21 protein-coding genes, 1 tRNA gene and 1 other RNA gene are annotated in these 26,294 nt (G+C 62.9%); 10 read left to right on the top strand and 13 right to left on the bottom strand.

Annotation, left to right across the window (positions count from 1 at the left end):
* Positions 1 to 125 precede the first annotated feature (125 nt).
* The 8 genes from tyrS to pheS form a co-directional block, all read right to left on the bottom strand.
* The gene (gene tyrS, locus O3656_RS00005; RefSeq protein ID WP_500062038.1) at positions 126 to 1,388 is read right to left on the bottom strand and encodes a tyrosine--tRNA ligase; all 1,263 of its coding nucleotides are present in this window, start codon (positions 1,386 to 1,388) and stop codon (positions 126 to 128) included.
* A 70-nt stretch (positions 1,389 to 1,458) separates the two neighbouring features.
* Complete coding sequence (argH, locus tag O3656_RS00010) at positions 1,459 to 2,886, bottom strand: argininosuccinate lyase (protein WP_500062039.1); 1,428 nt, start codon at positions 2,884 to 2,886, stop codon at positions 1,459 to 1,461.
* Positions 2,887 to 2,927: 41 nt separating this feature from the next.
* The gene (locus O3656_RS00015) at positions 2,928 to 4,283 is read right to left on the bottom strand and encodes an O-antigen ligase family protein (RefSeq protein ID WP_500062040.1); all 1,356 of its coding nucleotides are present in this window, start codon (positions 4,281 to 4,283) and stop codon (positions 2,928 to 2,930) included.
* A 99-nt stretch (positions 4,284 to 4,382) separates the two neighbouring features.
* Positions 4,383 to 5,603 (bottom strand): argininosuccinate synthase, encoded by a 1,221-nt coding sequence (locus O3656_RS00020; RefSeq protein ID WP_500062041.1) that lies wholly within the window; start codon positions 5,601 to 5,603, stop codon positions 4,383 to 4,385.
* Between the two features lie 61 nt (positions 5,604 to 5,664).
* Positions 5,665 to 6,186: an arginine repressor gene (argR, locus tag O3656_RS00025; RefSeq protein ID WP_500062042.1), complete on the bottom strand. Its 522-nt coding sequence runs from the start codon at positions 6,184 to 6,186 to the stop codon at positions 5,665 to 5,667.
* Between the two features lie 73 nt (positions 6,187 to 6,259).
* A complete protein-coding gene (locus O3656_RS00030) occupies positions 6,260 to 6,748 on the bottom strand; it encodes a flavodoxin domain-containing protein (protein ID WP_500062044.1) in 489 nt (162 codons plus the stop codon).
* Between the two features lie 102 nt (positions 6,749 to 6,850).
* Positions 6,851 to 9,499: a phenylalanine--tRNA ligase subunit beta gene (gene pheT / locus O3656_RS00035; RefSeq protein ID WP_500062045.1), complete on the bottom strand. Its 2,649-nt coding sequence runs from the start codon at positions 9,497 to 9,499 to the stop codon at positions 6,851 to 6,853.
* A 1-nt stretch (position 9,500) separates the two neighbouring features.
* Entirely contained in the window at positions 9,501 to 10,586 is a 1,086-nt protein-coding gene (gene pheS / locus O3656_RS00040; RefSeq protein WP_500062046.1) for a phenylalanine--tRNA ligase subunit alpha, read from the bottom strand.
* Positions 10,587 to 10,756: 170 nt separating this feature from the next.
* On the opposite strand from pheS, the gene panB reads away from it, so the two are divergent.
* The 3 genes from panB to ppgK all read left to right on the top strand — a co-directional run bounded on the left by panB (position 10,757) and on the right by ppgK (position 13,422).
* Positions 10,757 to 11,617 (top strand): 3-methyl-2-oxobutanoate hydroxymethyltransferase, encoded by an 861-nt coding sequence (panB, locus tag O3656_RS00045; RefSeq protein WP_500062047.1) that lies wholly within the window; start codon positions 10,757 to 10,759, stop codon positions 11,615 to 11,617.
* Between the two features lie 28 nt (positions 11,618 to 11,645).
* Positions 11,646 to 12,530 carry a type I methionyl aminopeptidase gene (map, locus tag O3656_RS00050; protein WP_500062048.1) on the top strand — a complete coding sequence of 295 codons (885 nt, stop codon included), beginning with the start codon at positions 11,646 to 11,648 and terminating at the stop codon, positions 12,528 to 12,530.
* 139 nt (positions 12,531 to 12,669) lie between these two features.
* On the top strand, positions 12,670 to 13,422 hold the full coding sequence (ppgK, locus tag O3656_RS00055) for a polyphosphate--glucose phosphotransferase (protein ID WP_500062049.1): 753 nt from the start codon (positions 12,670 to 12,672) through the stop codon (positions 13,420 to 13,422).
* 51 nt (positions 13,423 to 13,473) lie between these two features.
* On the opposite strand, the gene rnpB is transcribed toward ppgK, so the two are convergent.
* Positions 13,474 to 13,837: RNase P RNA component class A (gene rnpB / locus O3656_RS00060), an RNA gene on the bottom strand.
* A gap of 52 nt (positions 13,838 to 13,889) precedes the next feature.
* Here rnpB and O3656_RS00065 point away from each other — a divergent pair.
* Positions 13,890 to 14,702 carry a YaaA family protein gene (locus O3656_RS00065; protein WP_500062050.1) on the top strand — a complete coding sequence of 271 codons (813 nt, stop codon included), beginning with the start codon at positions 13,890 to 13,892 and terminating at the stop codon, positions 14,700 to 14,702.
* A 79-nt stretch (positions 14,703 to 14,781) separates the two neighbouring features.
* Positions 14,782 to 16,119, top strand: a complete 1,338-nt coding sequence (locus tag O3656_RS00070; RefSeq protein WP_500062051.1) for an alpha-L-fucosidase — start codon at positions 14,782 to 14,784, stop codon at positions 16,117 to 16,119.
* Between the two features lie 3 nt (positions 16,120 to 16,122).
* Here the strand turns inward: O3656_RS00070 and O3656_RS00075 are convergent, their stop codons facing one another.
* Entirely contained in the window at positions 16,123 to 16,866 is a 744-nt protein-coding gene (locus tag O3656_RS00075) for a zinc ribbon domain-containing protein (RefSeq protein ID WP_500062052.1), read from the bottom strand.
* The gene (locus tag O3656_RS00080) at positions 16,863 to 17,777 is read right to left on the bottom strand and encodes a Nif3-like dinuclear metal center hexameric protein (RefSeq protein WP_500062053.1); all 915 of its coding nucleotides are present in this window, start codon (positions 17,775 to 17,777) and stop codon (positions 16,863 to 16,865) included. The genes O3656_RS00075 and O3656_RS00080 overlap by 4 nt, the downstream gene beginning before the upstream one ends.
* Positions 17,778 to 17,837: 60 nt before the next feature.
* Between O3656_RS00080 and lipB the strand changes: the two genes are divergently transcribed.
* From lipB to O3656_RS00105, 5 genes are all read left to right on the top strand, one after another.
* Complete coding sequence (gene lipB / locus O3656_RS00085; RefSeq protein ID WP_500062054.1) at positions 17,838 to 18,515, top strand: lipoyl(octanoyl) transferase LipB; 678 nt, start codon at positions 17,838 to 17,840, stop codon at positions 18,513 to 18,515.
* Positions 18,512 to 19,567: a lipoyl synthase gene (lipA, locus tag O3656_RS00090; RefSeq protein WP_500062055.1), complete on the top strand. Its 1,056-nt coding sequence runs from the start codon at positions 18,512 to 18,514 to the stop codon at positions 19,565 to 19,567. The genes lipB and lipA overlap by 4 nt, the downstream gene beginning before the upstream one ends.
* The gene (locus O3656_RS00095) at positions 19,564 to 21,048 is read left to right on the top strand and encodes a class I adenylate-forming enzyme family protein (protein ID WP_500062056.1); all 1,485 of its coding nucleotides are present in this window, start codon (positions 19,564 to 19,566) and stop codon (positions 21,046 to 21,048) included. Before lipA ends, O3656_RS00095 begins: the two co-directional genes overlap by 4 nt.
* A gap of 87 nt (positions 21,049 to 21,135) precedes the next feature.
* A complete protein-coding gene (locus O3656_RS00100; RefSeq protein ID WP_500062057.1) occupies positions 21,136 to 22,518 on the top strand; it encodes an NAD(P)/FAD-dependent oxidoreductase in 1,383 nt (460 codons plus the stop codon).
* A gap of 190 nt (positions 22,519 to 22,708) precedes the next feature.
* A complete protein-coding gene (locus O3656_RS00105) occupies positions 22,709 to 25,519 on the top strand; it encodes a tetratricopeptide repeat protein (RefSeq protein WP_500062058.1) in 2,811 nt (936 codons plus the stop codon).
* A gap of 53 nt (positions 25,520 to 25,572) precedes the next feature.
* Here the strand turns inward: O3656_RS00105 and O3656_RS00110 are convergent.
* Together O3656_RS00110 and O3656_RS00115 are read right to left on the bottom strand one after the other, a co-directional pair.
* A tRNA-Val gene (locus O3656_RS00110) sits at positions 25,573 to 25,646 on the bottom strand.
* A 102-nt stretch (positions 25,647 to 25,748) separates the two neighbouring features.
* On the bottom strand, positions 25,749 to 26,150 hold the full coding sequence (locus tag O3656_RS00115) for a DUF3052 family protein (protein ID WP_500062211.1): 402 nt from the start codon (positions 26,148 to 26,150) through the stop codon (positions 25,749 to 25,751).
* Positions 26,151 to 26,294 lie beyond the last annotated feature (144 nt).

Consider the following 26,294-nt stretch of genomic DNA (forward strand, 5'->3'; position numbering starts at 1 on the left):
TACTCACCCCCACACCCAAAGTCAAACCAAAACACCGTGACCCCCACCACACACCCCACAAACCCAACAAACACAACGAAAAGAGGGCGTCCAATGCACATCGGACGCCCTCTGATTTGGAAGCGTTAGCTCAGTTCGAGCACGGCGAGGTTCTTGCGGCCCTTACGAATGAGAGCCAGTCCACCCGCAAGCACGTCCTCCTCACGTAGAACGGCCTCGGGATCCCCCACCTTCACATTGTTGATGGAGGCACCACCGGACGAGATCGTGCGACGTGCAGCCGTCTTTCCCTTCTCGAAACCGAGAGCAACGAGAGCATCGGCCACGGTCGATTCACCGATGGTGACCGACGCACGCGGAAGATCAGCGGTCGCAGCTGCCAGGGTAGCCTCGTCCAGATCCCGGATGTCACCGCCACCCCAGAGGGCATCGGTCGCCGCCAGAACGCGCTCAAGCTGCTCGCTGCCGTGCACAAGCTCGGTGACGGAGGCAGCGAGGGCCTTCTGCGCAGCGCGCTGGTGGGGACGCTCGGCCACCTCAACAGCCAGTGCCTCGATCTCCTCACGCGACTTAAACGTGAAGATCTTCAGGAAGCGCACGACATCATCGTCCGCGACCTGGAGCCAGAACTGGTAGAAGGCGTACGGGGTCATCATCTCCGGGTCGAGCCAGATGGCGCCGCCCTCGGACTTACCGAACTTCGTGCCGTCCGCCTTCGTGATGATCGGGGTCGTCATGACATGGGTGTCAACGCCTTCAACCTTACGGATCAGGTCGACACCGCCGACCATGTTGCCCCACTGGTCGTTGCCGCCGGTCTCAAGCGTGCACCCGTGGCGACGGTAGAGCTCAAGGAAGTCGTTGGCTTGGAGTACCTGGTAGGAGAACTCCGTGTAGGAGATACCCTCATCCGATGCGATGCGACGCGCGACGATATCCTTGTTGAGCATCGTGCCCACACGGAAGTACTTGCCGATCGTGCGCAGCAAATCGATGGCGCTCATCTCCTGGGTCCAGTCCAGGTTGTTCACCATCGTCGCAGCTGCGGGTCCCTCAAAATCAAGGAAGCGAGAGATCTGCGAACGCAGGCGGTCCGCCCATCCCTTGACGACCTCGGTCGACTGGAGCTGGCGTTCGCCGCTCTGGCGCGGGTCACCGATCTGCCCAGTCGCACCGCCCACGAGCGCGAGCGGCCGATGGCCAGCGAGCTGCAGGTGGCGCATGACGATCAGCTGCACGAGGTGGCCGTGATGAAGAGAAGGAGCAGTCGGGTCATAGCCGCAATAGAAGGTGACAGGTCCGGCGTTCAGGTGCTCACGAAGAGCCTCGAGGTCGGTGTGCTGAGCGAGCAGCCCACGCCACTGCAGTTCGTCCAGGATATCTGTCACGAAAGTTGTCCTTCCTTGCGGAGTCGACGGATGAATACCGTCTTAGTGTATCGGCTTGCGAGTAGGGGTGTTAACGAAGCGCCGACGCCGCCCACGTGCGTGCTTCGCGCAGGCCAGCCTCGGCCTCGGCGATCTGCTCACGCACCCGCTCGGGGGCAGTACCGCCACGGCCCAGGCGCGCGCCCACGGAGCCTTCGACGGTGAGCACGGAGCGCACCTCGGGGGTCAGCGACGACGAGGCCTGGGCGAGCTCCTCGTCGGTCAGATCGGCGAGCTCCACTCCCCTGGCCTCGGCCAGGCGCACGCACGCACCGGAGATCTCGTGCGCGTCGCGGAACGGAACCCCCTGCTTGACGAGCCACTCCGCGATGTCAGTGGCGAGCGAAAAGCCCTGCGGCGCGAGCTCCTCGAGACGCTGAAGATGAATGGTCATCGTGTCGATCATGCCAGCGACAGCGGGACAGAGAACGTCGAGGGTGTCGATCTGATCGAACACCGGCTCCTTGTCCTCTTGGAGATCGCGATCGTACGCGAGCGGAATGCCCTTGAGGACCGCGAGCAAACCGGTCAGATCGCCGATCAGGCGGCCGGCCTTGCCGCGGGCAAGCTCCGCAACGTCAGGATTCTTCTTCTGAGGCATGATCGACGAACCCGTGGAGTACGAGTCGTCCAGCGTCACGTAGCCAAACTCCTTCGTATTCCAGATGACGATCTCCTCGCACAGGCGCGAAATATCGATGCCCATCTGGGCGCACACGAAGGAGAACTCGGCGACAACGTCACGCGAGGCAGTACCGTCGATCGAGTTTTCAACGGAATCGGAAAAGCCCAGTGCGCCAGCAATCCGGCGGGGATCCATACCGAGCGTGTTGCCGGCCAGAGCACCGGAGCCATACGGGGAGATCGCTGCGCGTTTATCCCAGTCACGCAGGCGTGCCACGTCGCGCAGCAGCGGCCACACGTGCGCCATCAGATGATGCGCAACGAGAACGGGCTGCGCATGCTGCATGTGCGTACGACCCGGCATCACCGCATCCCCGGCGCGCACCGCCTGACCGAGCAGCGCCTGCGCGATATCCAGGATACGACCCGCCAGGTGACGGGCCTCCTCGCGCAGGTACACACGAATCAGCGTCGCGATCTGGTCGTTACGGGAGCGGCCAGCTCGCAGTTTGCCACCCAGCGTGGCGCCCGCACGTTCAATCAAGCCACGCTCCAGCGCGGTATGCACGTCCTCGTCGTCGACGGAGGGCACGAACGCACCCGATGAGACATCCGCTTCCAGGCGCGCGAGAGCGTCATGCATATCCGCGCATTCCTGGTCAGTCAGCAGACCAACACGATGCAGCTCATCAGCATGCGCATGCGAGCCAGCGATATCCACGTGCGCCAGGCGGAAGTCGAAGTGCGTGGACACGCTCAGCGCAGCAAGGGCCTGTGAGGGCCCTCCGGAAAAACGGCCACCCCACAGGGAGACGTGCGTTTCGGACTGCGACATGAGGTTCCTCCTGGGTCGAGCGACGGTATTGTCTCTATGTTTTAAGAATATTCGAGATGCTGGCGAGCCGCCGAAGGCCACACCACGGGAACCTCCCCGCGCACCTTCACCCACGTCGCGATCATGACAAAGAGCATCCAGTTACCCTCGAAGAGCAACCTCGACTCAGTGAATGACTGAATGAACATCGCGATGATGATCACCGCAGGGATGACGTCCCACAGGTTATCGTCGATGTGCGCAACTGCCACTTTAACCACCCGGTAGAGCGTCCAAACAATCGCCACGGTGATCAGGGTGGCTCCGACGAAGCCCGTTGTCAGAGCTGCCTCGACGTAGACATTATGCGCCTGGTTGGTGGGCGTCCCGTCGGGACGGATAACGAGCGACGCGAAAGGCTCCATCTGCGTCGGCCAGCCGATGAACCATCCCCAGCCACCGATCGGCCGCTGCGCGATGAGCGGCGCAACGGAATGCCAAATGACTGAGCGTCCGCTCATGTCGGGACTGCGACCGAACGCATCAGCGATTATGTGGCGGCAGAAGAACGCCGCAATCGCAGTGAGGACACCAAGACCCGCGAAACCGCCGACAACACGCAGGCGCAGACGCTCCGGAACCCGACGTTGAACGACGAGCCCCGCAATCACGAGCAGGCATCCAACCGTCGAGAGAGCAACCGTCGCAGATTGCGTCAGCAACAGGACGACGCCGCATGCGGCAAGCCACAAGAATGTCGCAAGGCGAGACCGCTTCGTCTGCATGTAGCGAAGAATCAGGCACACCGCCAGCAGTAGCGCGACAAACGCCAGGGGGTTCCTGTTGCCAGGAAAGCCCTGAATGGGGCCTCCCTTCAGGAGCAGGCCATCGATCCAGTAGTACGAGGCGGGGAGGAGACCCCTCCCCCACATGATCGGGGGAGCCAGAGGACCGTGCCCGAAAAAGGCAACCAACGCCTCGAGAACGAAAGAAGAGCCGATGATCCATTGGAATGCCAGAATCAACGCACCAACGAGCTCCGTGAGCGGCAGTGCAACGGCCACGGCTATCGACACAAGCGTCAGGGACACCGACAAAACGGTGTATTCGGCACTGAGCAACGGCGCCACCGACCATGCGCACGAGAGCGCACACCACGCAACGAACAGACATGTCGTCGTCGGGAAGCGACGGAGCAACAGTGAGCGGCCCGAGATACGGAAGAGCACAACGAAGGATACAAGCAGAATCAGCATCGGCATGAGCGAACCAATATCGCCGAAGATGCCACGAATTCCCTTACCGGCAAAGCCGGCGAAAAACATTGCAGCAACCGTGTAGCGCATCATGCGCGTGCGCAGGGCATCATCTCCGTCGCTCCCCACGGCATCGCTCACAGTGCTCGCCTCATACGTCATACACGAAACACTAAGCGAGGCGGGAGCAGCATTCTCGCCGCTCCCGCCTCTTGAAACCCAACTGAGACATTCTCTGTGAGAACGCCCTCAACCAAACGCTCAGAAGCCCATGTTCACGCCGAAGCGCACGTCGCGAGCCGCAGCGAGCTTCGACTGCAGGCCGTAGATATCGATGAAGCCACGCGACGAGGACTGATCGAAGGTATCGCCGGTCTCGTAGGTCGCCAGGTTGAAATCGTACAGAGAGGACTCAGAACGGCGTCCGTTCACGGTCGCGCGACCACCGTGGAGCACCATGCGGATATCACCGGAGACATACTGCTGGGTGTGCTCAATGAAGGCATCCATCGACTTCTTCAACGGCGAGTACCACTGCGCCTCGTAGACCAGCTCGCCCCACGTCTGCTCAAGCTGACGCTTGTAGCGGCGTTGCATCCGCTCCAGCGTGACCGACTCGAGCGCCTGGTGTGCCTCGATGAGCGCAACGGCACCGGGAGCCTCGTAAATCTCACGGGACTTGATACCGACCAGACGATCCTCGACCATGTCGATACGGCCGATACCCTGAGCGCCAGCGCGGCGGTTCATCTCCTGGATGGCCTCGAGCGGCGTCACCGGTCGGCCGTCGATGGCGACGGGAATGCCCTTGTCGAACGTGATGACGACCTCGTCGGGCAGCGGCGGGTAGGTCGGATCATCAGTGTAGTTGTAGACGTCCTTCGTCGGAGCATTCCACAGGTCCTCGAGGAAACCGGTCTCGATCGCGCGGCCCCAAACGTTCTGGTCGATCGAGAACGGGTTGTGCTTCGTCGTCTCAATCGGCAGATTGTGCTTCTCGGCGTACTCAATCGCGACGTCACGCGTCAAGGCGAGGTCACGAACCGGGGAAATGCAGTCCATGTCGGGCGCCATCGAGGTAATCGAGACCTCGAAGCGGACCTGGTCGTTGCCCTTACCCGTGCAACCATGTGCGACCGTCGTCGCACCGAACTCACGCGCAGCCTTCACAAGGTGCTTTGTAATGACGGGACGCGACAGCGCCGACACGAGGGGGTACTTGCCTTCGTAGAGGGCGTTTGCCTTCAGCGCAGGCATGCAGTATTCGGTCGCGAATTCGTCGCGCGCATCCGCAACGTACGCTTCAACGGCTCCACAATCGAGCGCACGCTGACGAATAACCTCAAGGTCCTCGCCACCCTGGCCGACGTCAACAGCAACAGCGACGACCTCGCGGCCCGTCTGTTCACCGATCCATCCGATAGCGACAGAGGTGTCCAGACCGCCTGAATACGCCAGGACGACGCGATCTTTGCTCGACATGTAGGTTCCTTCCAATTGTTGGGTTCGTGGTGCCCGCACACTCGCTAGGACGAGGCAGGGGCTAGTTTTCGGGGAGTGCACCAGGTTCTGCGAGGGCCAACAAGGCACGTTCCACCTCGGCCGCGCCTTCTTCGCTGCGGCAAATGACGAGGATTGTGTCATCACCGGCGATCGTTCCAGCAATCTCGTCGCGCCTGACTGCGTCGATTGAGGAGGCGAGGAGGTTCGCCGCCCCGACCTGCGTACGCAGGACCAGCTGGTTCCCCACCTTCACGGAGGTGACAAGGAGAAGCTGACACCAGCGCGCGAGGCGAACGTTGGCCGCTTCAGCGTCGTGCGTGAGACCGCCATCGTGATCGGGCACCGTGTAGATGAGAGTGCCTGACGCATCGCGAATCTTCGTCGCGCGCAGGTCCATGAGGTCACGGGATAGAGTCGTCTGGGTGACATCAATGCCACGCTCAGCCAGGCGGGCGCGCAGACCCTCCTGGCTACCGATGGACTCAGCCGCCAGAAGGTCTCGAATCATCTCGTGCCGCGCACTCTTCGTGCTCGGAAACGCAGGTGTTGCACTCATATGCATTATTATACACCATGATGCATATAAATAAGCAAGCGGGTGAGGGAATTCCCTCACCCGCTCACTGTTAAAACTGTCAGTCGCGCAGCTGGGCTGCGATGTCATCAGCCCACGCATTGATAGCATCCCAATCGCGGAAGTCGCCTTCAACCACGCCAGCCAGGCGCGCGATCGAACGTTCACGCAGCGACAGCAGCGACGGCTTGTAGCGCCCCGGGAACGTGCGCAGCTCACGACAATTCACGTGCGTGAGTAGAGGTCCAACACGGTTACCGTCCTGCTCAGAATGCTTGGGGACGCCGTTCATGCCGACAGAGAAAGCCCAGACCTGCTTGTCACGCAGCTGATCCTGAAAACGCTCCATAAATTCGTGCGCCTCGGGCATCCACTGAAGAATGTACACAGCAGAGCCAACGACCACAGCATCATAAGGATCGACCGTGGTCACATCTGCGGGCGCAAGACGGTCGACGGTGAAGCCCGCCGCCTCCAAACGCTTCGCAATGGCGTCGGCGACTTCGTCCGTCGCCCCGTGTTTTGATGCTGCAGTAACAAGGATGTGCATGTACCAATGGTAAAGCGAAGACCGGTCGAATCGGTGGGCACAACACCCCAAATGAGTGGGGTGCCACACCGCCGATTCGACCGGCCGAGCGCTAGGAATTGGTTAGGCGCGCAGGGATGCGCCCAATACCTTGGCTGCCTTCGCGACGACCTGCTCACGAACCTGCGACGATTCCTTCGCGGTCAGCGTGTGATCAGCCGCGCGCAGACGCAGCGCAAACGCGAGGGAACGATAACCCTCGGGTACCTGGTCGCCCTCGTAGATATCGAAGAGGGTCACGGACTCCGCAAGCTGACCGGCACCCTGGCGCACGATCTGCTCGACGCGTGAGGCGGGAATATCCGAGGGCACGACGAGAGCGATGTCTTCCTTGGCGAGCGGGAACGTCGACACGCCCTTGACCTGGATGGGCTGGTCGCTCATCTGGGAGATGAGAGCATCCATATCGATCTCAAAGGCGCACGAACGTGCGGGAAGTCCGAAAGCTCGGCACGCGGCAGGCGACAGCTCACCTGCAAGGGCAACATCCACGAGGTCGCGACCGGCACGCACGAACACGCGCGCGACGCGTCCGGGGTGGAAGGGCGCAACCGCAGCCGGATCCGTTGCCGGAGCGGGCATCGGAGCACCCTTGTGCGCGGGCAACTGATCCATCCAGGCGCGGGTGACCTCGACGCGCACGCCGAGAGCGGAGGCCACACGACGCACGTACTCCAGCGCGTCCGCCCAATCAAAGGCACGGGCGTTCGCCAGGACGCCAGCCGGAACGGCCGAACCCGTCAAGACGCCACCGATGTGCCACGGCTGAGCCGGAATACCCGCCTCGAGCGCCGCGAGAACCTCGTCGGAGGGGCGCTCATCGGCACTGGGTAGGTCAGCCGGAACGGTGCCGGCGGGACGTGCGACCTTGGCGACTTCGAAGATCGCGACGTCCGCATTGGAGCGCGATACGTTGCGACCGGCGACATCGAGGAGTGTGTCGAGGACCGTGGTACGCAGCCACGGCGAATCATCCGCCATGGGGTTACGCAGGCGCAGAGCCTCGCGGCGGGGATCATCCTCGGGAATGCCCTGACGGTCCCAGGTATCGGACACAAACGGGTAGGACTCAACCTCGACCAGTCCCCCATCAGCCAGCGTGGAAGCCGCCAGTCGACGTGCCTTCTGCGCGCTCGTCAGACCGTGGCCGGCCGGCGCCGTCGGCATGATCACGGGGATGTTGTCGTAGCCGTCAAGGCGTGCGACTTCCTCGACGAGGTCGGCAGGCAGGGTCAGGTCGGGACGCCACGAGGGGGCCGTCACCGTGAACACGCCGTCCTTCGGTCCCTCAACGATGCAGCCCACCGTGCGCAGCAGCTCGGCGATACGCTCAGGACTGTGCACCACACCGGTGAGGCGCTCAACCTCGCCGACGGGCAGCGCGATGACGACGGCCTCGCCGCGCTCATCGATATCCGTCACGCCCTCATCGACTGTGCCACCGCCGTACTGGACCAGCAGCTCGACAGCGCGCTGCGCCGCGACGGCGGGCAGCGCGGGATCGCTGCCGCGCTCGAAACGCTTCGCAGCCTCGGAGTGCAGCTTGTGTCGACGGGAGCTGCGAGCAACGGACACCGCGTCGAAGTGCGCGGCTTCAAACAGAACGTCAGTCGTGTTCTCGCTGACCTCGGAGTAGGCGCCGCCCATGACACCTGCGATGCCAATAATGCGCGACCCCTCGCCCTCGGGCGAGTCGGTGATCAACAGATCCTGCGGGTCGAGCTCACGCTTCTCCTCGTCCAGGGTCACCAGCGTTTCGCCAGCGCGAGCGCGGCGCACGACGATCGGAGCAGCAAGTGCACCCAGATCGTAGGCGTGCATCGGCTGGCCAAGGTCCAGCATGACGTAGTTCGTGATGTCGACAGCCAAGGACAGCGAGCGCATGCCCGCAGCTTCGAGGCGCTCGACCATCCACCGAGGCGTCGGAGCGGAGGGGTTCGTCCCACGCACGATGCGCGCGACGAAGCGGTCCACACCCGCGCGGCAGCGGATTGGGGCATCGTCAGAGAACACGACCGGGAAGCCATTGGAGTTCGCAGCCGGCGGCTCGGCCGCGATAACGCCCGGCAGGCCCGGGTCGCGGAACGAGGCACCCGTCGAGTGCGAGTACTCGCGGGCAATGCCGCGCATCGAGAAGCAGTAACCGCGGTCCGGGGTCACGTTAATCTCCAGGACCTCTTCACCCAGACCCAGCCACGACACGATGTCGGTGCCAACCGCGGGGATCTCACGGTCGGGGAAGAACTTCGGTAGGACGATGATGCCAGAGTGATCCTCACCCAGACCGAGCTCGCGTGCGGAGCAAATCATGCCGTCCGAGACGTGGCCGTAGGTCTTACGCGCTGCGATCTGGAAATCACCGGGCAGGATCGCGCCGGGAAGGGAGACGACGACGAGGTCGTCGACGTCGAAGTTATGAGCGCCGCAGATAATGCCGCGGCTGGGCAGCTCCGACGGCTCCTTGCCGGTACCGGGGGCATCGTTGTATTCGCCGACATCTACGCGGCAGTAGTTGACGACCTTGCCGTTGGACGCCGTTTCCTCCACGCGGGTCAGGACGCGACCGACGACGAGAGGTCCGGTGACGCGCGCGGGATGAATCTCTTCCTCTTCCAGACCAACCTTCACAAGGGCGGCAGCGAGGGCGGCGGCGTCCGTTCCTTCGGCGACGTCGACGTGATCGGCCAGCCAGCTCAGCGGGACCATAGGCATGTCAGTTACCCCTTCCATTCACTCCGAACTGCTGGGAGAAGCGAACGTCTCCCTCAACGATGTCATGCATGTCGGCGATGCCGTGGCGCAGCATCAGCGTGCGCTCGATACCCATGCCGAACGCGAAGCCCGAATAAACCTCGGGATCAATACCGTTCGCGCGCAGCACGTTCGGATTCACCATGCCGCAGCCACCCCACTCGATCCAGCCCGGGCCACCCTTCTTCTGGGGGAACCACAGGTCCATCTCAGCGCTGGGCTCGGTGAACGGGAAGTACGAGGGACGCAGACGAGTCTTGGCCTCGGGACCAAACATCGCCTTCGCGAAGTGGTCAAGGACGCCCTTCAGATGCGCCATCGTCAGCCCCTTGTCGACAGCGAGACCCTCGACCTGGTGGAACACCGGCGTGTGGGTCGCGTCGAGCGCGTCGGAACGAAAAACCTTACCGGGGCATGCCACGTACAGCGGAACGCCTCGAGACAGCATTGCGTGGGACTGGACCGGGGAGGTGTGCGTGCGCATCACGAGGTGAGCGCCATCCTCGGTCTCGGCGCCGACGCTACGGCCGTCGATGTAGAGCGTGTCCTGCATCTGGCGCGCTGGGTGATCGATGTCGAAGTTCAGCGAGTCGAAGTTGAACCACTCGTGCTCAATCTCGGGGCCTTCGGCGATATCCCAGCCCATCGCCACGAAAAAGTCGGCGACCTCTTCCATGAGGGTCTCCAGGGGGTGACGCGCACCCGCCGTGCGACGCGTCGTCGGCAGCGTCACATCGACCGACTCCTCGACCAGCATGCGGGCCTCGTGCTCGGCGGCGAGGACAGCCTTGCGCTCCTCGAGAGCTTCAGTCAGGGCTTTGCGCGCCTGTCCGAGGTTCTTTCCGGCGAGACCGCGCTGCGAGGGCTCCAACGAACCGATCGTACGATTCGCGGTCACGAGCGGGGCCTGATCTCCGAGAATCGCGGCGCGGACAGCCTTCAGAGCGTCGAGCGAGTCCGCAGCTGCGATATCGGCGAGGCCGGCCTCGCGAACGGCGTTGACGGCTGCCTCGTCAAGAGGATCAAGGTCAGGGGCATTGCCAGCCATGTCCTGCTTCCTTCTTCTTTCCATCTGGGGTCATTACTGCGCGCATCACGCGCACCGCCCACCATCCTACCCGTTCGCCTATCCTCACAGCTCACCGGATCCACGGGCGCGCTACCCTGTAAGACGTGAATGCGCTCTCGCGCCATCTATCAGCTCACTAAAGGAATCCTGTGTCTCACATAACGCAACCGGAGGAAGGCGCCACGGCCTCGTCGCCCACGCCCACCCTGTTTTCCGCCCCACGCGTGCGGATCCAGCACATCGCGCGCGCCAAAGCGGAGGGCATTCCCCTCACGATGCTCACCGCCTACGATGCTCTCACCGCGCCGATCCTTGAGGCAGCGGGCGTCGACATGCTCCTCGTCGGCGATTCGCTGGGCAACGTGATTCTCGGCCATCGCTCGACGTTGCCCGTCACTCTTGAGGATATGGAGCGTGCCACCGCAGCGGTCGCTCGATCGACCTCACGCGCCATGATCGTCGCAGATCTGCCTTTTGGCACCTACGAGGACTCTGCGGAGCATGCATTCGCTTCTGCCGCGCGCCTGATGAAGGCCGGGGCACACGCCGTCAAGCTTGAGGGCGGGGAAAATCGCGCGCACATCATCGAAGCGCTCGTCTCAGCCGGTATCCCCGTCTGCGCACACCTGGGTTACACGCCTCAGTCCGAAAACACGCTGGGCGGACCGCGCATGCAGGGACGCGGAGCCGGTGCCGACGCACTGCGCCGCGATGCTGAGGCCATCGAGAAGGCAGGGGCCTTTGCGGTCGTCTTCGAAATGGTGCCCGCAGGAATCGCGACCGAGTTGACGCGCAGCCTCGCCATCCCCACCATCGGCATCGGCGCGGGCCCGAACACGGACGGCCAGGTCCTCGTATGGTCGGACATGGCCGGCTACTCCGACTGGACGCCCTCGTTCGTGCGCAAGTTCGGTCAGCTCGGAGCGGCCCTGCGCGAGGCCGCCTCCGACTACGTGGAAGCCGTGCGCGAGCGCTCCTTCCCCGGCCCCGAGAACTACAAGAACGACTGACGTCACCCCTTCGCAGGAGGAACACCCCATGGAAGCATCTGCACCCGCTCGTCGAGCACCCCTCGGCACGCTGAAGCCGGGACACGTCTCATCCATGCGTGCCGTGCCCGAGCACATCGAGCGGCCCGAGTACATGTTCCACGACGGACCCGAACGCGTCACGGCCTCGGACATCAAGAGCCCCGAGACCATCGCAAAGATCCGTGAGGCCGGTCGTATCGCCGCGGGCGCGATCGAAGCCGTCGGCGCCGCCATCGCACCGGGCGTCACCACGGAGGAACTCGACCGCATCGGCCACGAATTCTTGATCGCCCATGACGCCTACCCGTCGTGCCTGGGATACATGGGCTTCCCCAAGTCCATCTGTACCTCGATCAACGAGGTCATCTGCCACGGCATCCCCGACGACCGTCCACTCGAGGACGGCGACATCATCAACATCGACATCACCGCCTACAAGGACGGCGTCCACGGCGACACGTGCGCAATGTTTGAGGTCGGCAGAGTCGACGAGGAGTCACACCTGCTCATCGAACGCACGAAGAACGCGATGATGCGCGGCATCAAAGCCGTCGGCCCGGGCCGTGAAATCAACGTGATTGGCCGCGTCATCGAAGCCTACGCGAAGCGCTTCGACTACGGCGTGGTCCGCGACTACACGGGGCACGGCGTGGGTGAGGCCTTCCACTCTGGTCTCATCGTTCCCCACTACGATGCCGCCCCCGCATACAACACCGTGATGGAGCCCGGCATGGTCTTCACTATCGAACCGATGCTGACCCTCGGCACCGTCGAGTGGGAGCAGTGGGATGACGACTGGACGATCGTCACCGCTGACCGCTCCCGCACGGCCCAGTTCGAGCACACGATCGTTGTCACCGAGGATGGAGCCGAAATCCTTACCCTTCCCTGATACGCGTGAGCCGAGGCCCGCTTCTGACTCTCACAGTCTGAAGCGGGCTTCACTATTACTCGTGGTTTCCCTTACAATTCACGTACGACGGGCTTCAGGGGCCCGTGGACAACAGGATTTCATTACCCGAGGAGGGGTCATGGCTCAGGTCGCATGCGGCATCGATATCGGCGGATCGGGCGTCAAGGGCGCGCTCGTTGATCTGGAAACCGGAGAGTACATCGGCGATCAGGTTCGAATCCCCACACCCAACCCCGCGACACCCGACGCTGTTGCCGCAGTATGCCGCGAGGTCGTCAACCAACTCGACGTGAAGGTCGGCGTGCCGATCGGTGTCACCTTCCCTGCCCCCGTCTTTGGCGGCGTCATTCCCTACATGGCGAACCTCGACCAGTCGTGGGTCAACGTCGACGTCGACGAGCTCATGGAGCGCTACCTCGGCCGTGCCGTCGTCGCGCTCAACGACGCGGATGCGGCGGGCATCGCCGAGGTCGCCTACGGCGCAGCCAAGGGCCGCGACGGCGTCATCGTCTTCACCACCCAGGGCACCGGCATCGGCTCGGCCATCATCGTCAATGGCACGCTCCTGACCAACACCGAGCTCGGCCACCTCGAGATCGACGGCACCGACGCGGAGAAGAACGCATCCTCGGGTCAGAAGACCCTCCAAGGCCTGAATTGGGAGCAGTGGGCGCAGCGCCTCCAGCGCTACTACAGCCACGTCGAGTTCCTGCTCAACCCCGACCTGTTCGTGGTCGGCGGCGGCGTGTCCGAAAACCACGAGAAGTTCATGCCCCTCCTGGATCTGAAGACCCCGATGATTCCCGCGAAGCTCCTGAACACCGCTGGCATCGTCGGTGCCGCCTACTACGCGGCGAAGCACAGCGCCTGAGCATATACCGCGTAGACGCAGAAGAACCCCGACGCGAGTCGGGGTCCTTCTGGCATCTGTCGGCCTATACGCCGGGTTCTGTCACGCACGCCGTTGCCGGTCGTGCGGTGGCGACCATCTATCTAGGACCGTCGTTACCGACGGCCTCCAGCAACCTACCCGCAGGCATTGGACGGGCCGCCCTGCCTGCTGCTCGGTCTTGCTCCGGGTGGGGTTTACCTAGCCGACGCGGTCGCCCGCGCCGCTGGTGAGCTCTTACCTCACCTTTTCACCCTTACCGACGCGTGTGCGCCGGTGGTTTGTTTTCTGTGGCACTGTCCCGCGGGTTACCCCGGGTGGCTGTTAGCCATCACCCTGCCCTGTGGAGCCCGGACGTTCCTCGAGCGTTTCCGCGCGCGGCCGCCCAGCCGGCAGATCCGCATCGATCATAGCGCGCATGGCCGTGCCCCCGCGATAGGGTGGTCACCATGCTGATCTGGTTGCCCCCGTCGGAGGGAAAGAACGCGCCCACGCAAGGCCCGTCTCTCGATATGAACGCCTTGTCTCGCCCTGGCCTTGCGGCAAGCCGACGCACCGTGTGCGACACGCTCGGGGCTCTTGGAGACGGCCCCGAAGCAGCAGCCGTCCTCAAGGTCGGAGCACGCATCGACCTGTCCGTCAACACCGCGCTCATGTCCGCTCCCTGTGCCCCGGCCTCGTCGCTCTTTACCGGCGTGCTCTACGAGGCGATCGAGCAGAGTGCACCCGGAGCGTGGGCAAGCGACGGCGCGTCCCACATCTCGATTTTCTCGGGTCTCTTCGGGGTCCTCTCCCCCACTGATGTCATCCCCGACCACCGCCTCGCGATGGGCGTGTCGCTGCCCGAGCTGGGAGTTCTCTCAACCTGGTGGGCACCACGCCTCGATGAGGCGCTGTCCCCTGAGGCCTCCGGGCGCATCATCATCGACGGACGGAGCGGCCCCTATCGCGCAGCATGCAAGGCTCCGTGGGCGCGCGTCTGGGAACTGCGCGTCGAGCGCGAAGCAAACGGCAAGCGCTCGGTGATCTCGCACGACGCGAAGCGCTGGCGCGGCGCGGTCACAGGCCTCCTCCTTGGGATGGGTGGCTACGGCGCCGAGGAAACGAACGAGGCCGAGAAAGCCCTTGAAGACGCCGCATACTCACTGTCACTGGGTGACGCGAAGGGGAGCGAACACCGCGTGACGGAGGTTGAGTACGGCCCCGAAAAGTCGACCAAGAAGGGCGGATCGACACGCACAGTTACATTGGTCACGCACTGAGCGGTAGGCTATCCTTTTTCCGGAACCTGCAGGGTGCAGGCCGGGCCGACGCGTCGGCCATCAAGCGGAAACCATAGGCATGATCAACGAGGACTACCTGGCCAATATTCGGCCCACCCACCGTCAGCTCCAGTGGCAGAAGATGGAGATGTACGCCTTCATCCACTTCGGCATGAACACGATGACGGACCGCGAGTGGGGCGAGGGCCGCGAGGATCCCGCGCTCTTCAATCCGAGCAGCGTCGACGTCGATCAGTGGATGCGCGCCCTCGTGAGCGCCGGAATGACCGGCGTAATTCTGACGTGCAAGCACCACGACGGCTTCTGCCTGTGGCCCTCGGCCTACACGAAGCACTCGGTCGCATCCTCACCATGGAAGGGCGGGCACGGGGACCTCGTGCGCGAAGTGTCCGATGCTGCGGCGCGCCACGGCCTCAAGTTCGGCATCTACCTCTCCCCCTGGGACATGACCGAGCCAACATACGGCCAGGGCGAGGCGTACAACGACTTCTACATCAACCAGCTCATCGAGCTGCTCACCCACTACGGCCCGGTGTTTTCCGTCTGGCTCGACGGCGCGTGCGGCGAAGGCCCCAACGGCAAGGTCCAGGTCTACGACTGGCAACGCATCTACGACACGGTTCGCGCGCTGGCACCAGAAGCCGTCATCTCCGTGTGCGGCCCAGACGTGCGCTGGTGCGGCAACGAGGCGGGGTCGGTGCGAACCAACGAATGGTCCGTTGTGCCCGCATCCCTGCGCGAGGCCGAGCGCACCGCTGAGAAATCACAGAAGGCCGACGATGGAGAGTTCTCCCGTCTGGTGGCCTCCGGCGACGAGGACCTGGGGTCGCGCGAGGCTTTGGCGCACTACTCTGGCCCCCTCGCCTGGTACCCCGCCGAGGTCAACACCTCGACACGCAAGGGCTGGTTCCACCACGACGCCGAAGACTCCCAGGTGCGCAGCGTCGACGAACTGTTCTCGATCTGGAAGGGCTCGGTCGGCGGCAATGCAACGTTCCTCCTGAACGTTCCCCCGAACCGCCACGGCCTGCTAGCCGACGCCGACGCCGAGGTTCTCGCTCGCCTCGGTGAGAAGATCGCCGACTTCCGCTCGCGCCGGATCGAGGCATCCCGCGAGGACGAGGGTGACGTCGTGGCCCTGCGCTTTGACGCGCCGCGCGCGGTTGGCGCGGTCGTTCTCGAGGAGGACATCGCCCAGGGACAGCGCATCGACGAGGCCGTGGTGACCGCATGCGTCGACGGCGACGTTGAGCGCGAAATCGCTCGCGTGCGCTGCGTGGGTTACCGACGCATCATCACCCTGGAGACGCCCGTGACCGCCACCCACGTCCGGGTGACGGTCACGAAGAGCAGGCAGGGATTCTACCTGGCGGATGCCTACGGGATCGAGGCCTAAGCCTCAACGCGGCGTATTCGCGGCGGTCCGTACGACAATCTGCGAGGTGTCTTCGGTCAGGTAGAGCTCATCGTCGGGCGTCAGGCGGATGCGCTCGAGTTCCATCGGACTCAGGTCGGCGGCCACTCCGATGCCGTAACCGTCGCGAACCTCGATAACTGCAAGGGCACCGTTGCGGCGGCGCGCGTCCTCGTATTCCTCGACGAGATCTGCGGGCAGGCGGCCGGCGAGCTCGCGTCGGGCGGCAATCACGCGGCGCAGTTCATCGTCGGCATCGGCAACATCGGCCTCAAACTGGGCCTTCAGGGCCTCAATGTCGGCGGCAATAGCCTGCGCCTCAGCCTTCATCTTCTCCTGCGCGGCACGAGCGGCTTCAACGCGTTCCTCGGCCTCCACCTGATCGTCTTCGAGCTTGGCAAGGCGACGATCCATTTGAGCAATCTCGTGTTCCATCAGCGAGATGTCACGCAAGGGCACCTGATTGTTATCAATGCGTGCCTGCTGACGCTTGCGGCGCTCGGAGACCTTCGCGATCTCGTCTTCAATGCGCGTCACCTCGCGAGTCGTGTCCGCGATGACCGCGTTCTGGCTGATAGCTGCACGCTGCAGGTCAGCAACGCGACCGGCGAACTCGCGAACCGTCGCGTGCGCGGGATGAGAATCGCGCTTGTGGCGCAGCGCCGACTCCTTTTGATCAAGCTTCTGGAGCTCGAGAAGCTCGAGCTGGTCGGTGTGCTTTGCTTTCACGCTAGTTCTCCCTGAGTGACTCGGTGACTGGTCCATGGCTCGGTGACAATCGTAGAGACTTCCACGCGAAGTTCCACATCGGCGGCGCTGGCGGCCTCACGAAGCTTGCGTGCGAGGACGGGCAGCCACGGCGACTCCGTCGCCCAGTGCGATCCGCACAGCAACGCAGGGGCACCGCCCTCCAAGTGCTCTGATGCCGGGTGGTGACGAAGATCCGCCGTGAGGTAGACGTCTACTCCAGCAGCCCGGGCGCTCTCAAGCGCGCTATCGCCTGCCCCGCCCAGCACGGCCACGCGACGCACCGGAGCCGCCTCGTCTCCCCCGACGAACAGGCCGGAGGGACCGGCGGGCAGCACGGATGCGACATGGTCGGCGAAAGATCCAAGCGTCGTCTCCGCAACGCTGCCGACGCGTCCCAGGCCGATCTCATGTCCCTCGGTGTCAGTGCCACACGGCTCCAACGGGATTGTATCGCGCAGACCGATGAGATCGGCGAGCGCCGTCGCGACACCGTCACAGGCGACGTCAGCGTTCGTATGCGCATTAAAGAGAGCAATCCCGGAGCGGATCAGCGTCGTCACGACACCGCCCTTCGGGTCGGTCACGGGCAGGAAGGACGCGCCGCGCAGGAGCAACGGGTGGTGGGTGATCACCATGTCGTAGGAGTTCCCATCGCCGCTGGGACCAGCCACGGCCTGGTTGGCGATGGCAGCGGTGGAATCGAGGGCCAAAAGGATGGAGCGCACGGGCGAGTCCGGGTCTCCGACAATGAGCCCGACGCGATCCCACGACTGGGCCGTCGCCGCGGGATACCAGGATTCCATGAGGGCCATCACGTCGCGGACTGTCCAGGAGGTGGCGGGTGCAGCGACCGGGATATCGGGGGTGCTGAAATGAGACGAAGACTGCATGCGCCAAGCATACCGGACCCCCATCTAGCAAGGGACCCTGCCCGCGACTATGATCACAACGTGCAGATTTTGAGTCTACTCGACCAGGGGCTGGTCGATTACATGCAGGTTGATGCGCTTCAGCGCTCCTTGCACGAGGAGGTCCTCGCTGGCGGCGAGGACACGCTCATCGTTTCTCAATTCACGCCGACGTGGACGGCCGGTCGCCACACGAAGCCGCAGGATATTCCCTCGACGACGATCCCCGTCGTCCGGACGGACCGCGCGGGTTCGGCCACGTGGCACGGTCCCGGACAGGTCGTCGTCTACCCCGTTGTTCGGCTGCGCGAGCCCGTCGATCTCGTCCAGTGGATCCGGGCGGTCGAGGCCTCGGTCATCGACACCGTGCGCGAGGTCTGGGACCTGCCGGTGCACCGCGTCGAGGGACGCGCGGGCGTGTGGCTCACCGAAGAGGGACGCCGCGACCGCAAGATCTGCGCGATCGGCTTGAAGGTCGCGCGCGGTGCCACTCTGCACGGTATCGCCCTCAACGTCGACATCGACCCTGCACATGCTTTCGAAGGCATCATCCCCTGTGGCCTCACCGACGCTGAAGTGACCTCCCTGTCGTGGGAGGGCGTCCACACGACGGTGGGCGACGCCGCTGCCGAACTTGTCCCGCGCATGGTGGAGCACATTTCCCCCTGCCTGGCGACCACTCCCATTTCTGTTTCCTACACGACGAGGTCAACGCTATGAGTACCCTGCCCGATCCCGAAGGACGCAAGCTCCTGCGCATCGAGGTGCGTAACTCTCAAACGCCGATCGAGAAGAAGCCGGAGTGGATTCGTACGACCGCGAAGGCCGGCGAGAACTACCAGGACATGCGCTCCCTGTCGCACGCCAAAGGGCTGCACACGGTGTGTGCGGAGGCCGGCTGCCCCAACATCTACGAATGCTGGCAGGACCGCGAAGCGACGTTCCTGCTCGGTGGTGCCCTGTGCACGCGTCGCTGCGACTTTTGCGACATCGCGACGGGCCGCCCCACCGAGTACGACAAGGACGAGCCGCGCCGTATCGCTGAGTCTGTGCGCGACCTCGACCTGCGCTACGTGACGATCACGGGCGTCACCCGCGATGATCTGCCCGACGGTGCCGCGTGGCTGTACGCGCAGACGTGCCGCCTCATCCACGAGCTCAACCCGGGGACGGGCGTGGAACTCCTCGTCGATGACTTCCGCGGACAGGCCGAGTCGATCGACATGGTGATCGAGGCCGGCCCGCAGGTCTTCGCGCACAACCTGGAGACGGTGCCGCGCATCTTCAAGAAGATTCGCCCCGCCTTTAACTATGATCGTTCGCTCGCGATGATCAGGCGTGCCCACGACGGCGGCATGGTCACGAAGTCGAACCTGATCCTGGGTATGGGCGAGACGCGCGAGGAAATCAGCGCCGCCATGCGCGACCTGCATGCGTCGGGCTGTGACCTGCTGACCCTCACGCAGTACCTGCGTCCCTCTCCCCTGCACCACCCGATCGACCGCTGGGTCCACCCCGAGGAGTTCGTTGAGCTGGCAGCCGAGGCCGAGGAGCTGGGCTTCGCGGGCGTCATGGCCGGACCACTCGTGCGTTCCTCGTACCGCGCGGGCCTGCTGTGGGCTAAGGGCATGCGTGCCCGTGGCTTTGAGATCCCCGGGCAGCTGCGCCACATCGAGAACTCCGGTTCGACGCTGCAGGAGGCCGGTTCCGTCCTGGCACGCCTGAAGGAGCGTTCGGAGCGTCACGCCGCGAAGGCCGCCTCGGCCTCGTGACCCCGGATTATTCTCCCGCCCGGGCACTCCTGGCCTCAGCGCACCGACACCCCGACCGCCGCTCCTTGGTCGACGCCGTGACGGGCGAGGAGTGGACCGTGCGCGAGGCCGCCGACGCGGTCGCTCGCCTCGCCACTGTCTTTGCAGATAACGGCATCGGTGAGGGGACACGCATCGCGGTCATCGGCGCGAACTCGCCGTGGCACTACATCGTCCACGTGGCCGCATCGTGGCTGCGCGCGGTGACGGTCCCGTTGTCGCCGCGGATGCCATCGCCGGCGCTCGCCTCAATGTGCGCACAGGTGGACGTCTCATGGGTATTCCTTGACGAGGTCTCCCGCGCACACGCTTCCGCCCTGTCCGACGCGGGCGCGCAGGTCGCGTCGTTTGCGGATCTGTCGGCGTGGGTGGATCGCGCTACCCCCATCGGGCACGCTCCCGCGCGCTGCGGAACCGAGCTCGCCGCCATCTTGTTTACCTCGGGGTCCACGGGCACTCCACGCCCTGTGGAACTCACCCACGAGGTCATGTGGTGGGGGTCGACGAACTTCCGCGAGGGTTTCGACTATGCGCCGACGTCATCGGTGGTCGGCGTGTGCGCACCCGCGAGCCACATCGGAGGCTTCAACGGCACCTCAATGGACGTGTGGACGCACGGCGGCACGCTGGTCACACTCGGCTTCCCCGGTTCTTTCGACGCTCGCGGCGTCATTGACGCGATCGAGCGCTACGGGATCACCATGATGTTCGCCGTGCCCGCGATTGTCCGCGCCATCCTCGATGAGTATGAGCGCGGCGGCGGCGACCTGTCGTCGTGGGTACGTCCCCTCATCGGCGGCGACGCGATGACGGCGGACCTCGCGGACGCGATGCGTACAGCCGGCCTATCCCCCATCCACGTGTGGGGCATGACTGAGACCTCCGGTGCGGGAACTGTTGCCACCCCAGATTCTGGCGCGCCCGCCGGATCGCTCGGTGTTCCCTTCCCCTACGTCGACCTGCGCGTCATGGCCACCGACGAGCGCGAAGCCGGGGTCGGCGAGCTGGGTGAAATCTGGGTGCGAGGCCCCGGCGTCGTAAGCGGCGAGGAGTGGCTGCGCACCGGCGACCTGGCAACGAAAGACGAGGACGGCTGGCTGCACATGGTGGGACGCGCCCACCGCATGATCAACACGGCCGGAGAGCTCGTCGCTCCCCCGAGCGTCGAACGGGCTCTACGCTCGCTGGACGTCGTGTCGGATGCGCTTGTCGTGGGACTGCCGGATGAGCGCTGGGGACAGATCGTCGCGGCGCTTGTCGTCCCCTCTCCCAAGGGCCGCGCCCAGGCCTCGTCGATGAGCATCGAGGCACTCTCCGAGGCTCTCAGCGATACCCTCGCACCCTGGGAGAAGGTTCGTCGCGTGCTGGTCGTGGACTCGCTGCCGACGACGACCACGGGCAAGCCGGATCCGGTCGCGGCGGCCGGCCTGTTCGACTCGTAAGAACAGCGGCTTAGGTGCGCCTAACTTCACAATACATGTGCACCATATTTAGATAAGATTAGCCTTGCTTAATTGAAGGAGAGTCTTATGTCCCGCCACCGCATTGTCATCATCGGTTCCGGCTTCGCAGGCCTGACGGCAGCTCGTCGACTGAACAAGGCCGACGCCGACATCACCATCCTGGCGCGCACGTCGCACCACCTCTTCCAGCCGCTGCTGTACCAGGTGGCCACGGGCATCCTCTCCGAGGGCGACATCGCCCCCACGACGCGCGAGATCCTGCGGAAGCAGAAGAACGTTACCGTCCTGCAGGCGCTCGTCGAGGAGATCGACGTCGAGGCGCGCGTCGTGAAGTGGCGCAACCACAACAAGTATGAGCGCACCGAGTACGACACGCTGATCGTGGCGGCGGGTGCCGGTCAGTCTTACTTCGGCAACGATCACTTCGCGGTCTTCGCGCCGGGTATGAAGACGATCGACGACGCCCTCGAGCTGCGCGCGCGTATTTTCGGCGCGTTTGAGCTGGCGGAGATCGAGACCGATCCCGCTCTGGTGGGCAAGCTCCTCACCTTCGTCGTCGTGGGCGCGGGCCCGACGGGCGTCGAGATGGCCGGGCAGATCCGCGAGCTCGCCTCTCACACGCTGAAAGGCGAGTTCCGTAATATCGACCCGACCAAGGCACGCGTCATCCTGGTGGACGGTGCCGAGCACCCGCTTCCCCCGTTCGGCGAGCAGCTCGGCCACAAGACAGAGGAGGCGCTGGCGGGGCTCGGTGTCGAGATGAAGATGAACGCCTTCGTGACGGACGTGGACGCCGAGGGCGTGACGCTGAAGTACAAGTCCGGCGAAGAGGAGCGGATCGAGTCCGTGTGCAAGGTGTGGGCTGCGGGCGTGTCTGCGAGCCCACTGGGCCGGGCCCTGGGCGAGGCGACGGGCACCGAGGTAGACCGCGCGGGCCGCGTGAGCGTCAACAAGGACTTGACGCTGCCGGGGCACCCCGAGATCTTCGTGCTCGGCGACATGATGGCGTTCCCGGGCGTGCCCGGCGTCGCGCAGGGTGCCATCCAGTCCGCGCGCTTCGCCGCCGATACCATCGCCGCACGCCTGGCTGGCCGCACGCCGAAGGCCACGGAATTCTCCTACTTCGACAAGGGGTCGATGGCGACGATCGCGCGCTTCAAGGCGGTCGTGAAGATGGGGAACACGAAGATGACGGGCTTCACCGCGTGGGTGGCCTGGTGTTTCCTGCACCTGCTCTACATCGTCGGCTTCAAGTCGCAGGTGGGCACACTGGTGAACTGGTTCTTCAGCTTCCTATCAGGTGCGCGTTCGCAGCGCACGACGACGAACCAGCAGATGGTGGGCCGCCTGGCCATGGAGCAGCTGGGCGCTGGCGCCTCCGGCAAGCTCGTCGCCGGCGAGGACGTCGTCGAGGAGCGTGTGCAGGAAGAACACGTGCACGAGGACTGAGCGAGGTTGTCGCTCAAACCTTTCCTCAGGCCAGCGTTGGGGCACAGCAAGCGCGCACTGACAAACAGGCAGACAGGCACGGTGTGGGGCCGGAAGCGAGAGCTTCCGGCGTTGCCATGCCGCACGAACATTCTTAATGTCGTAACAAATAACGCGCGAGTGTTAAGTGTCCTGTCATACAATACGAGGCATGATTGACCCCGTAGCAGCCCCGCTTCTTGGCGTAGCCGTAGCCTTCACGAAGGCATTGTTACGCTCCACTAATAACAACCTCGGCGCGGACATTATCGGCGATACAGCCGAGCCTCTCGTAGCAATTTCCCAGCTGGTCCTGGGGAAGAAAGGTTCCCAGAAGCAGGTCGAACGCGCGATCAAAAAAGATCTGACTACGCGGATGCGTGACATGTACGAGCGATGCCACCGCGAAGGCATTGATCCCAGTCGTCTGGCGAGTCCCTGCGCAGAGGTAGAAGCTGTCTTAGACACCATCGGCGATCATAACTGGATCCTTGAAAAAGCAGTGCATGACCCTCAAGCACTTCGTGCATACTTTCAAGAACAGGCTTTGAAACAGCGCGCGCAGCTCGACGAGTGCTTGGTGCCATACTTCGACGAACTGATCATAGCGGTCGCCGAGCAGTACATTGACTACGCTGAGCGCTCACCGAACTACCTGCGTGTAGCAGTCAAGCAGTCATTGACGATTTGCAGACAGAATTGCGAAGCGACTGGCAAAATTCGCGACAGCATTGATGACGTCGCACACATGGTCGGCGAGCTCGTTTCCGGTGACCGTACGCCGAGCCGCGTCTATTTTGGTAGTCGACCGGACGTGGTGGCGGAGAACCGGTTTGTCAAGCGTAGCGAGCAAGAGCATTTGAATGCGCTGATCACCGACCCAACAAAACAACGCACGGTCCTGGTGGGCATGCGTGGCTGCGGCAAGACTCAGCTGGCGTCAACTTTGGCTCAACAGTGCGAGGACGCACGCTGGAGCCTCGTCGCGTGGGTGAATGCGAGTTCGACCGAATCCATCACGAGCGATCTGGTCGAACTCGCTAAAGAACTGAAGAAAGAACTGAAGATTGACACGAGTGACCAGCCCGCTCCCGAGGACATTATTCGTCGGCTCTTCACCCGTTTGAAATCGGCGGATCCCTCAGACAGACTTATCGTCTTCGACAACGTTGAGAATATCGATGATCTTTCAGGACTCGTGCCGCGTTGCAAAGGCTTACGCGTCGTCGCAACGACAACGAACAACGCTGGCTGGGAACATCACGACTGGAAGACAATCAAGGTAGGTGTGTTCGATCGCAGCGAGTCGATCGACTACCTTCTAACGGTCACCAGGTGCGACGATCATGACGCCGCGGATGCGTTAGCACAGCGCCTGGGCGACTTACCTCTCGCTATTGCCCAGGCTGCTGGGACCGCACGTCACAAAGACCTGTCATTGGCCCGGTATCTCAAGCGATTGGATTCCCGCGGCGAGGAACTTGACATTCACCATAATCTTGGAGACGAGTATACGGACGACGTGGCCACGGTACTGTGGATGGCCGTCGAAGCCGCCGTCGACAGTATGAAGAATGGTACGAAGCACATGGCTCGACGCCAGTTGGGTGCGCTCGCGCTGCTCGCGGAGTCCGGTGTGCCCACGCGATGGCTCGACCCCACCATTGAGCAACAGGACGACCGAGAACTTCAAGGCGCTCACCAAGCCGACGACGAGGACGCTCACGATGCACTCACCGAGCTTATTCACAGATCCATCGTCCAACAGTCTGCAGACAAAGCAACAACAATGCTTCATCGCCTACAGGCACAAGTGCTACGCGAATCCTGGACCGAGAAGGAACGCAGAGATGCTAACGAATCAAGCACTGCGGTTCTCAGTAGAGTTACCACCAATATGGACCGCGGGAACAATACAGATTCACGCCGACATAACGCGCTTGACCTTATCGAACAATTGAGGGCAGTAAGCACACAAGAATACTCTCTCTGTTTATTTGCCGAGTCAGCCACGCAAGAATGCCTATTCCAAACATTTGGCCAAGCTTTCGAGCTAGGCATACCGCAGCATGCTGTGAATCTTAGCGCCGCCGTCTCTCTCGTCAATTCTATTGGAAATTTCGAGCATTCAGATGCGCTCGCCCTGCAGAATCAACTCGGATGCGCGTACGAGGCGGCAGGAGACTATCAAACAGCGATCCGTCTACATTCAGAAATATTGGAAGCTTATGAACAGATGACGGATATTGATGCCAAAGAATTAATCACGTCTATGAATAATCTTGCGACCGCTTATAAGGCATTTGGAAACATTTCAAAGGCCATCGAGTTACTTGAGTGCGCGTTCGATCAATCTGTCCAAACGTACGGTCTTGAACATGAGCAATCTATCGGAAGTTTAAATAATCTTGCAGAAACATACACTCAAGTATACGAACCGGACATCATATTACCAATGTTCATTGTCGCCTTTGAGCTCAGCAAGCAGATATTGAATCCAGCTGATGACATCTCTTTAGCAATTCGCAACAACCTAGCTCTTGCCTACCTCAAGATGGGCGACGCTACCATGGCAATTAGCGAATTTACTTCATTACTTCAGGACAGACAACGTTTTCACTTGGATCGGCACGTGGAACATCTCATCACACTCCGAAACCTTGCCGAAGCACATGAAGCAAATGGCGATATGGAGAAGGCAATATCCACACTCAAAAAAGCCCTTACTGAAGGAACTGAACTTCACGGTGATCACCATCTCGAAACACTATGGACAGTAAATTCACTCGGATGCGCCTATCTACAAGACAATCAATTTCAAAGTGCGCGCCACGAATTTGAGAGCGCACTTGCAAAGTGCGATGAATTCCTTGATTACAACCATCCACTCACAACCACCATCCGGGCGAATCTCGAATACGTGGAGCAACTGCTGGCAACCACTTCTGAATCAGGTCCCACTACCAGGCGACACATGGACTGAAAGATAGCGACAGGCAGGGGCCGGAAGCTGTTGCTTCCGGCCCCTGCCTTTTGTGGGCCCTACCGGGCTCGAACCGATGACCTTCTGGGTGTAAACCAGATGCTCTAGCCAACTGAGCTAAAGGCCCCACGCACACGCCAATCTACCAGAAGAGGCACGTACGGTCACATCCGAAGCCGAGCGACACAGCACAGAAGAGCGCTGCCCCGCCCCGGCCTCGTCGATGAAACTAGCGACGCGACCGCGGACGCGCGGTGAGGCGCACACCGGCCCAGTTCTGCCCCAGCGCCGTCGACGTCGTCGCGTGCAGGCCCGCGATCTCCGCGGCCTCCTCCACGTCGCCCACGCGCACAGAATTCGGCCGACCCGGCTTGGGAATCAGCACCCAAATAAGCCCACCATCGTCCAGGTTCGACATCGCGTCAACGAGCACATCCGCGAGGTCCTCTTCCTCAGCATCATCCGCGCGCCACCAGACAATCGCACCATCCACGACGTCCGCGTAATCGACGTCTACGAGCGGGTGCCCCGTCTCCCCTTCAACCGCATCACGAACAACCTGATCGACGTCATCATCGACGTAGAACTCCTGCACGATCGCATCGGACGCAAAACCAAGGCTCACTGCCATCACGCAGCACCGCCCATCAACGAGCTGACGCTCAGTGTCATATCAACGTTCACGCCTTCATCCTAGGGCATGGAAGCTACTGGAATGCAAGGGATGAACAACCATGAAACACCGCCCCGCCTGCGGCCCCGCCTGAGCTGGGAA

Origin of the sequence: Pauljensenia sp. 27098_8_83 (assembly GCF_041432695.1) — a bacterium.
GTDB lineage: Bacteria > Actinomycetota > Actinomycetes > Actinomycetales > Actinomycetaceae > Pauljensenia.

Bases quoted from the DNA above. Each gene is read 5' to 3' on its own strand.
- argH (WP_500062039.1), bottom strand. From the start codon at position 2,886: ATGTCGCAGTCCGAAACGCACGTCTCCCTGTGGGGTGGCCGTTTTTCC.
- O3656_RS00015 (WP_500062040.1), bottom strand. From the start codon at position 4,283: ATGACGTATGAGGCGAGCACTGTGAGCGATGCCGTGGGGAGCGACGGA.
- O3656_RS00020 (WP_500062041.1), bottom strand. From the start codon at position 5,603: ATGTCGAGCAAAGATCGCGTCGTCCTGGCGTATTCAGGCGGTCTGGAC.
- argR (WP_500062042.1), bottom strand. From the start codon at position 6,186: ATGCATATGAGTGCAACACCTGCGTTTCCGAGCACGAAGAGTGCGCGG.
- O3656_RS00030 (WP_500062044.1), bottom strand. From the start codon at position 6,748: ATGCACATCCTTGTTACTGCAGCATCAAAACACGGGGCGACGGACGAA.
- pheT (WP_500062045.1), bottom strand. From the start codon at position 9,499: ATGCCTATGGTCCCGCTGAGCTGGCTGGCCGATCACGTCGACGTCGCC.
- pheS (WP_500062046.1), bottom strand. From the start codon at position 10,586: ATGGCTGGCAATGCCCCTGACCTTGATCCTCTTGACGAGGCAGCCGTC.
- map (WP_500062048.1), top strand. From the start codon at position 11,646: ATGGAAGCATCTGCACCCGCTCGTCGAGCACCCCTCGGCACGCTGAAG.
- ppgK (WP_500062049.1), top strand. From the start codon at position 12,670: ATGGCTCAGGTCGCATGCGGCATCGATATCGGCGGATCGGGCGTCAAG.
- O3656_RS00065 (WP_500062050.1), top strand. From the start codon at position 13,890: ATGCTGATCTGGTTGCCCCCGTCGGAGGGAAAGAACGCGCCCACGCAA.
- O3656_RS00070 (WP_500062051.1), top strand. From the start codon at position 14,782: ATGATCAACGAGGACTACCTGGCCAATATTCGGCCCACCCACCGTCAG.
- O3656_RS00080 (WP_500062053.1), bottom strand. From the start codon at position 17,777: ATGCAGTCTTCGTCTCATTTCAGCACCCCCGATATCCCGGTCGCTGCA.
- lipA (WP_500062055.1), top strand. From the start codon at position 18,512: ATGAGTACCCTGCCCGATCCCGAAGGACGCAAGCTCCTGCGCATCGAG.
- O3656_RS00100 (WP_500062057.1), top strand. From the start codon at position 21,136: ATGTCCCGCCACCGCATTGTCATCATCGGTTCCGGCTTCGCAGGCCTG.
- O3656_RS00105 (WP_500062058.1), top strand. From the start codon at position 22,709: ATGATTGACCCCGTAGCAGCCCCGCTTCTTGGCGTAGCCGTAGCCTTC.
- O3656_RS00115 (WP_500062211.1), bottom strand. From the start codon at position 26,150: ATGGCAGTGAGCCTTGGTTTTGCGTCCGATGCGATCGTGCAGGAGTTC.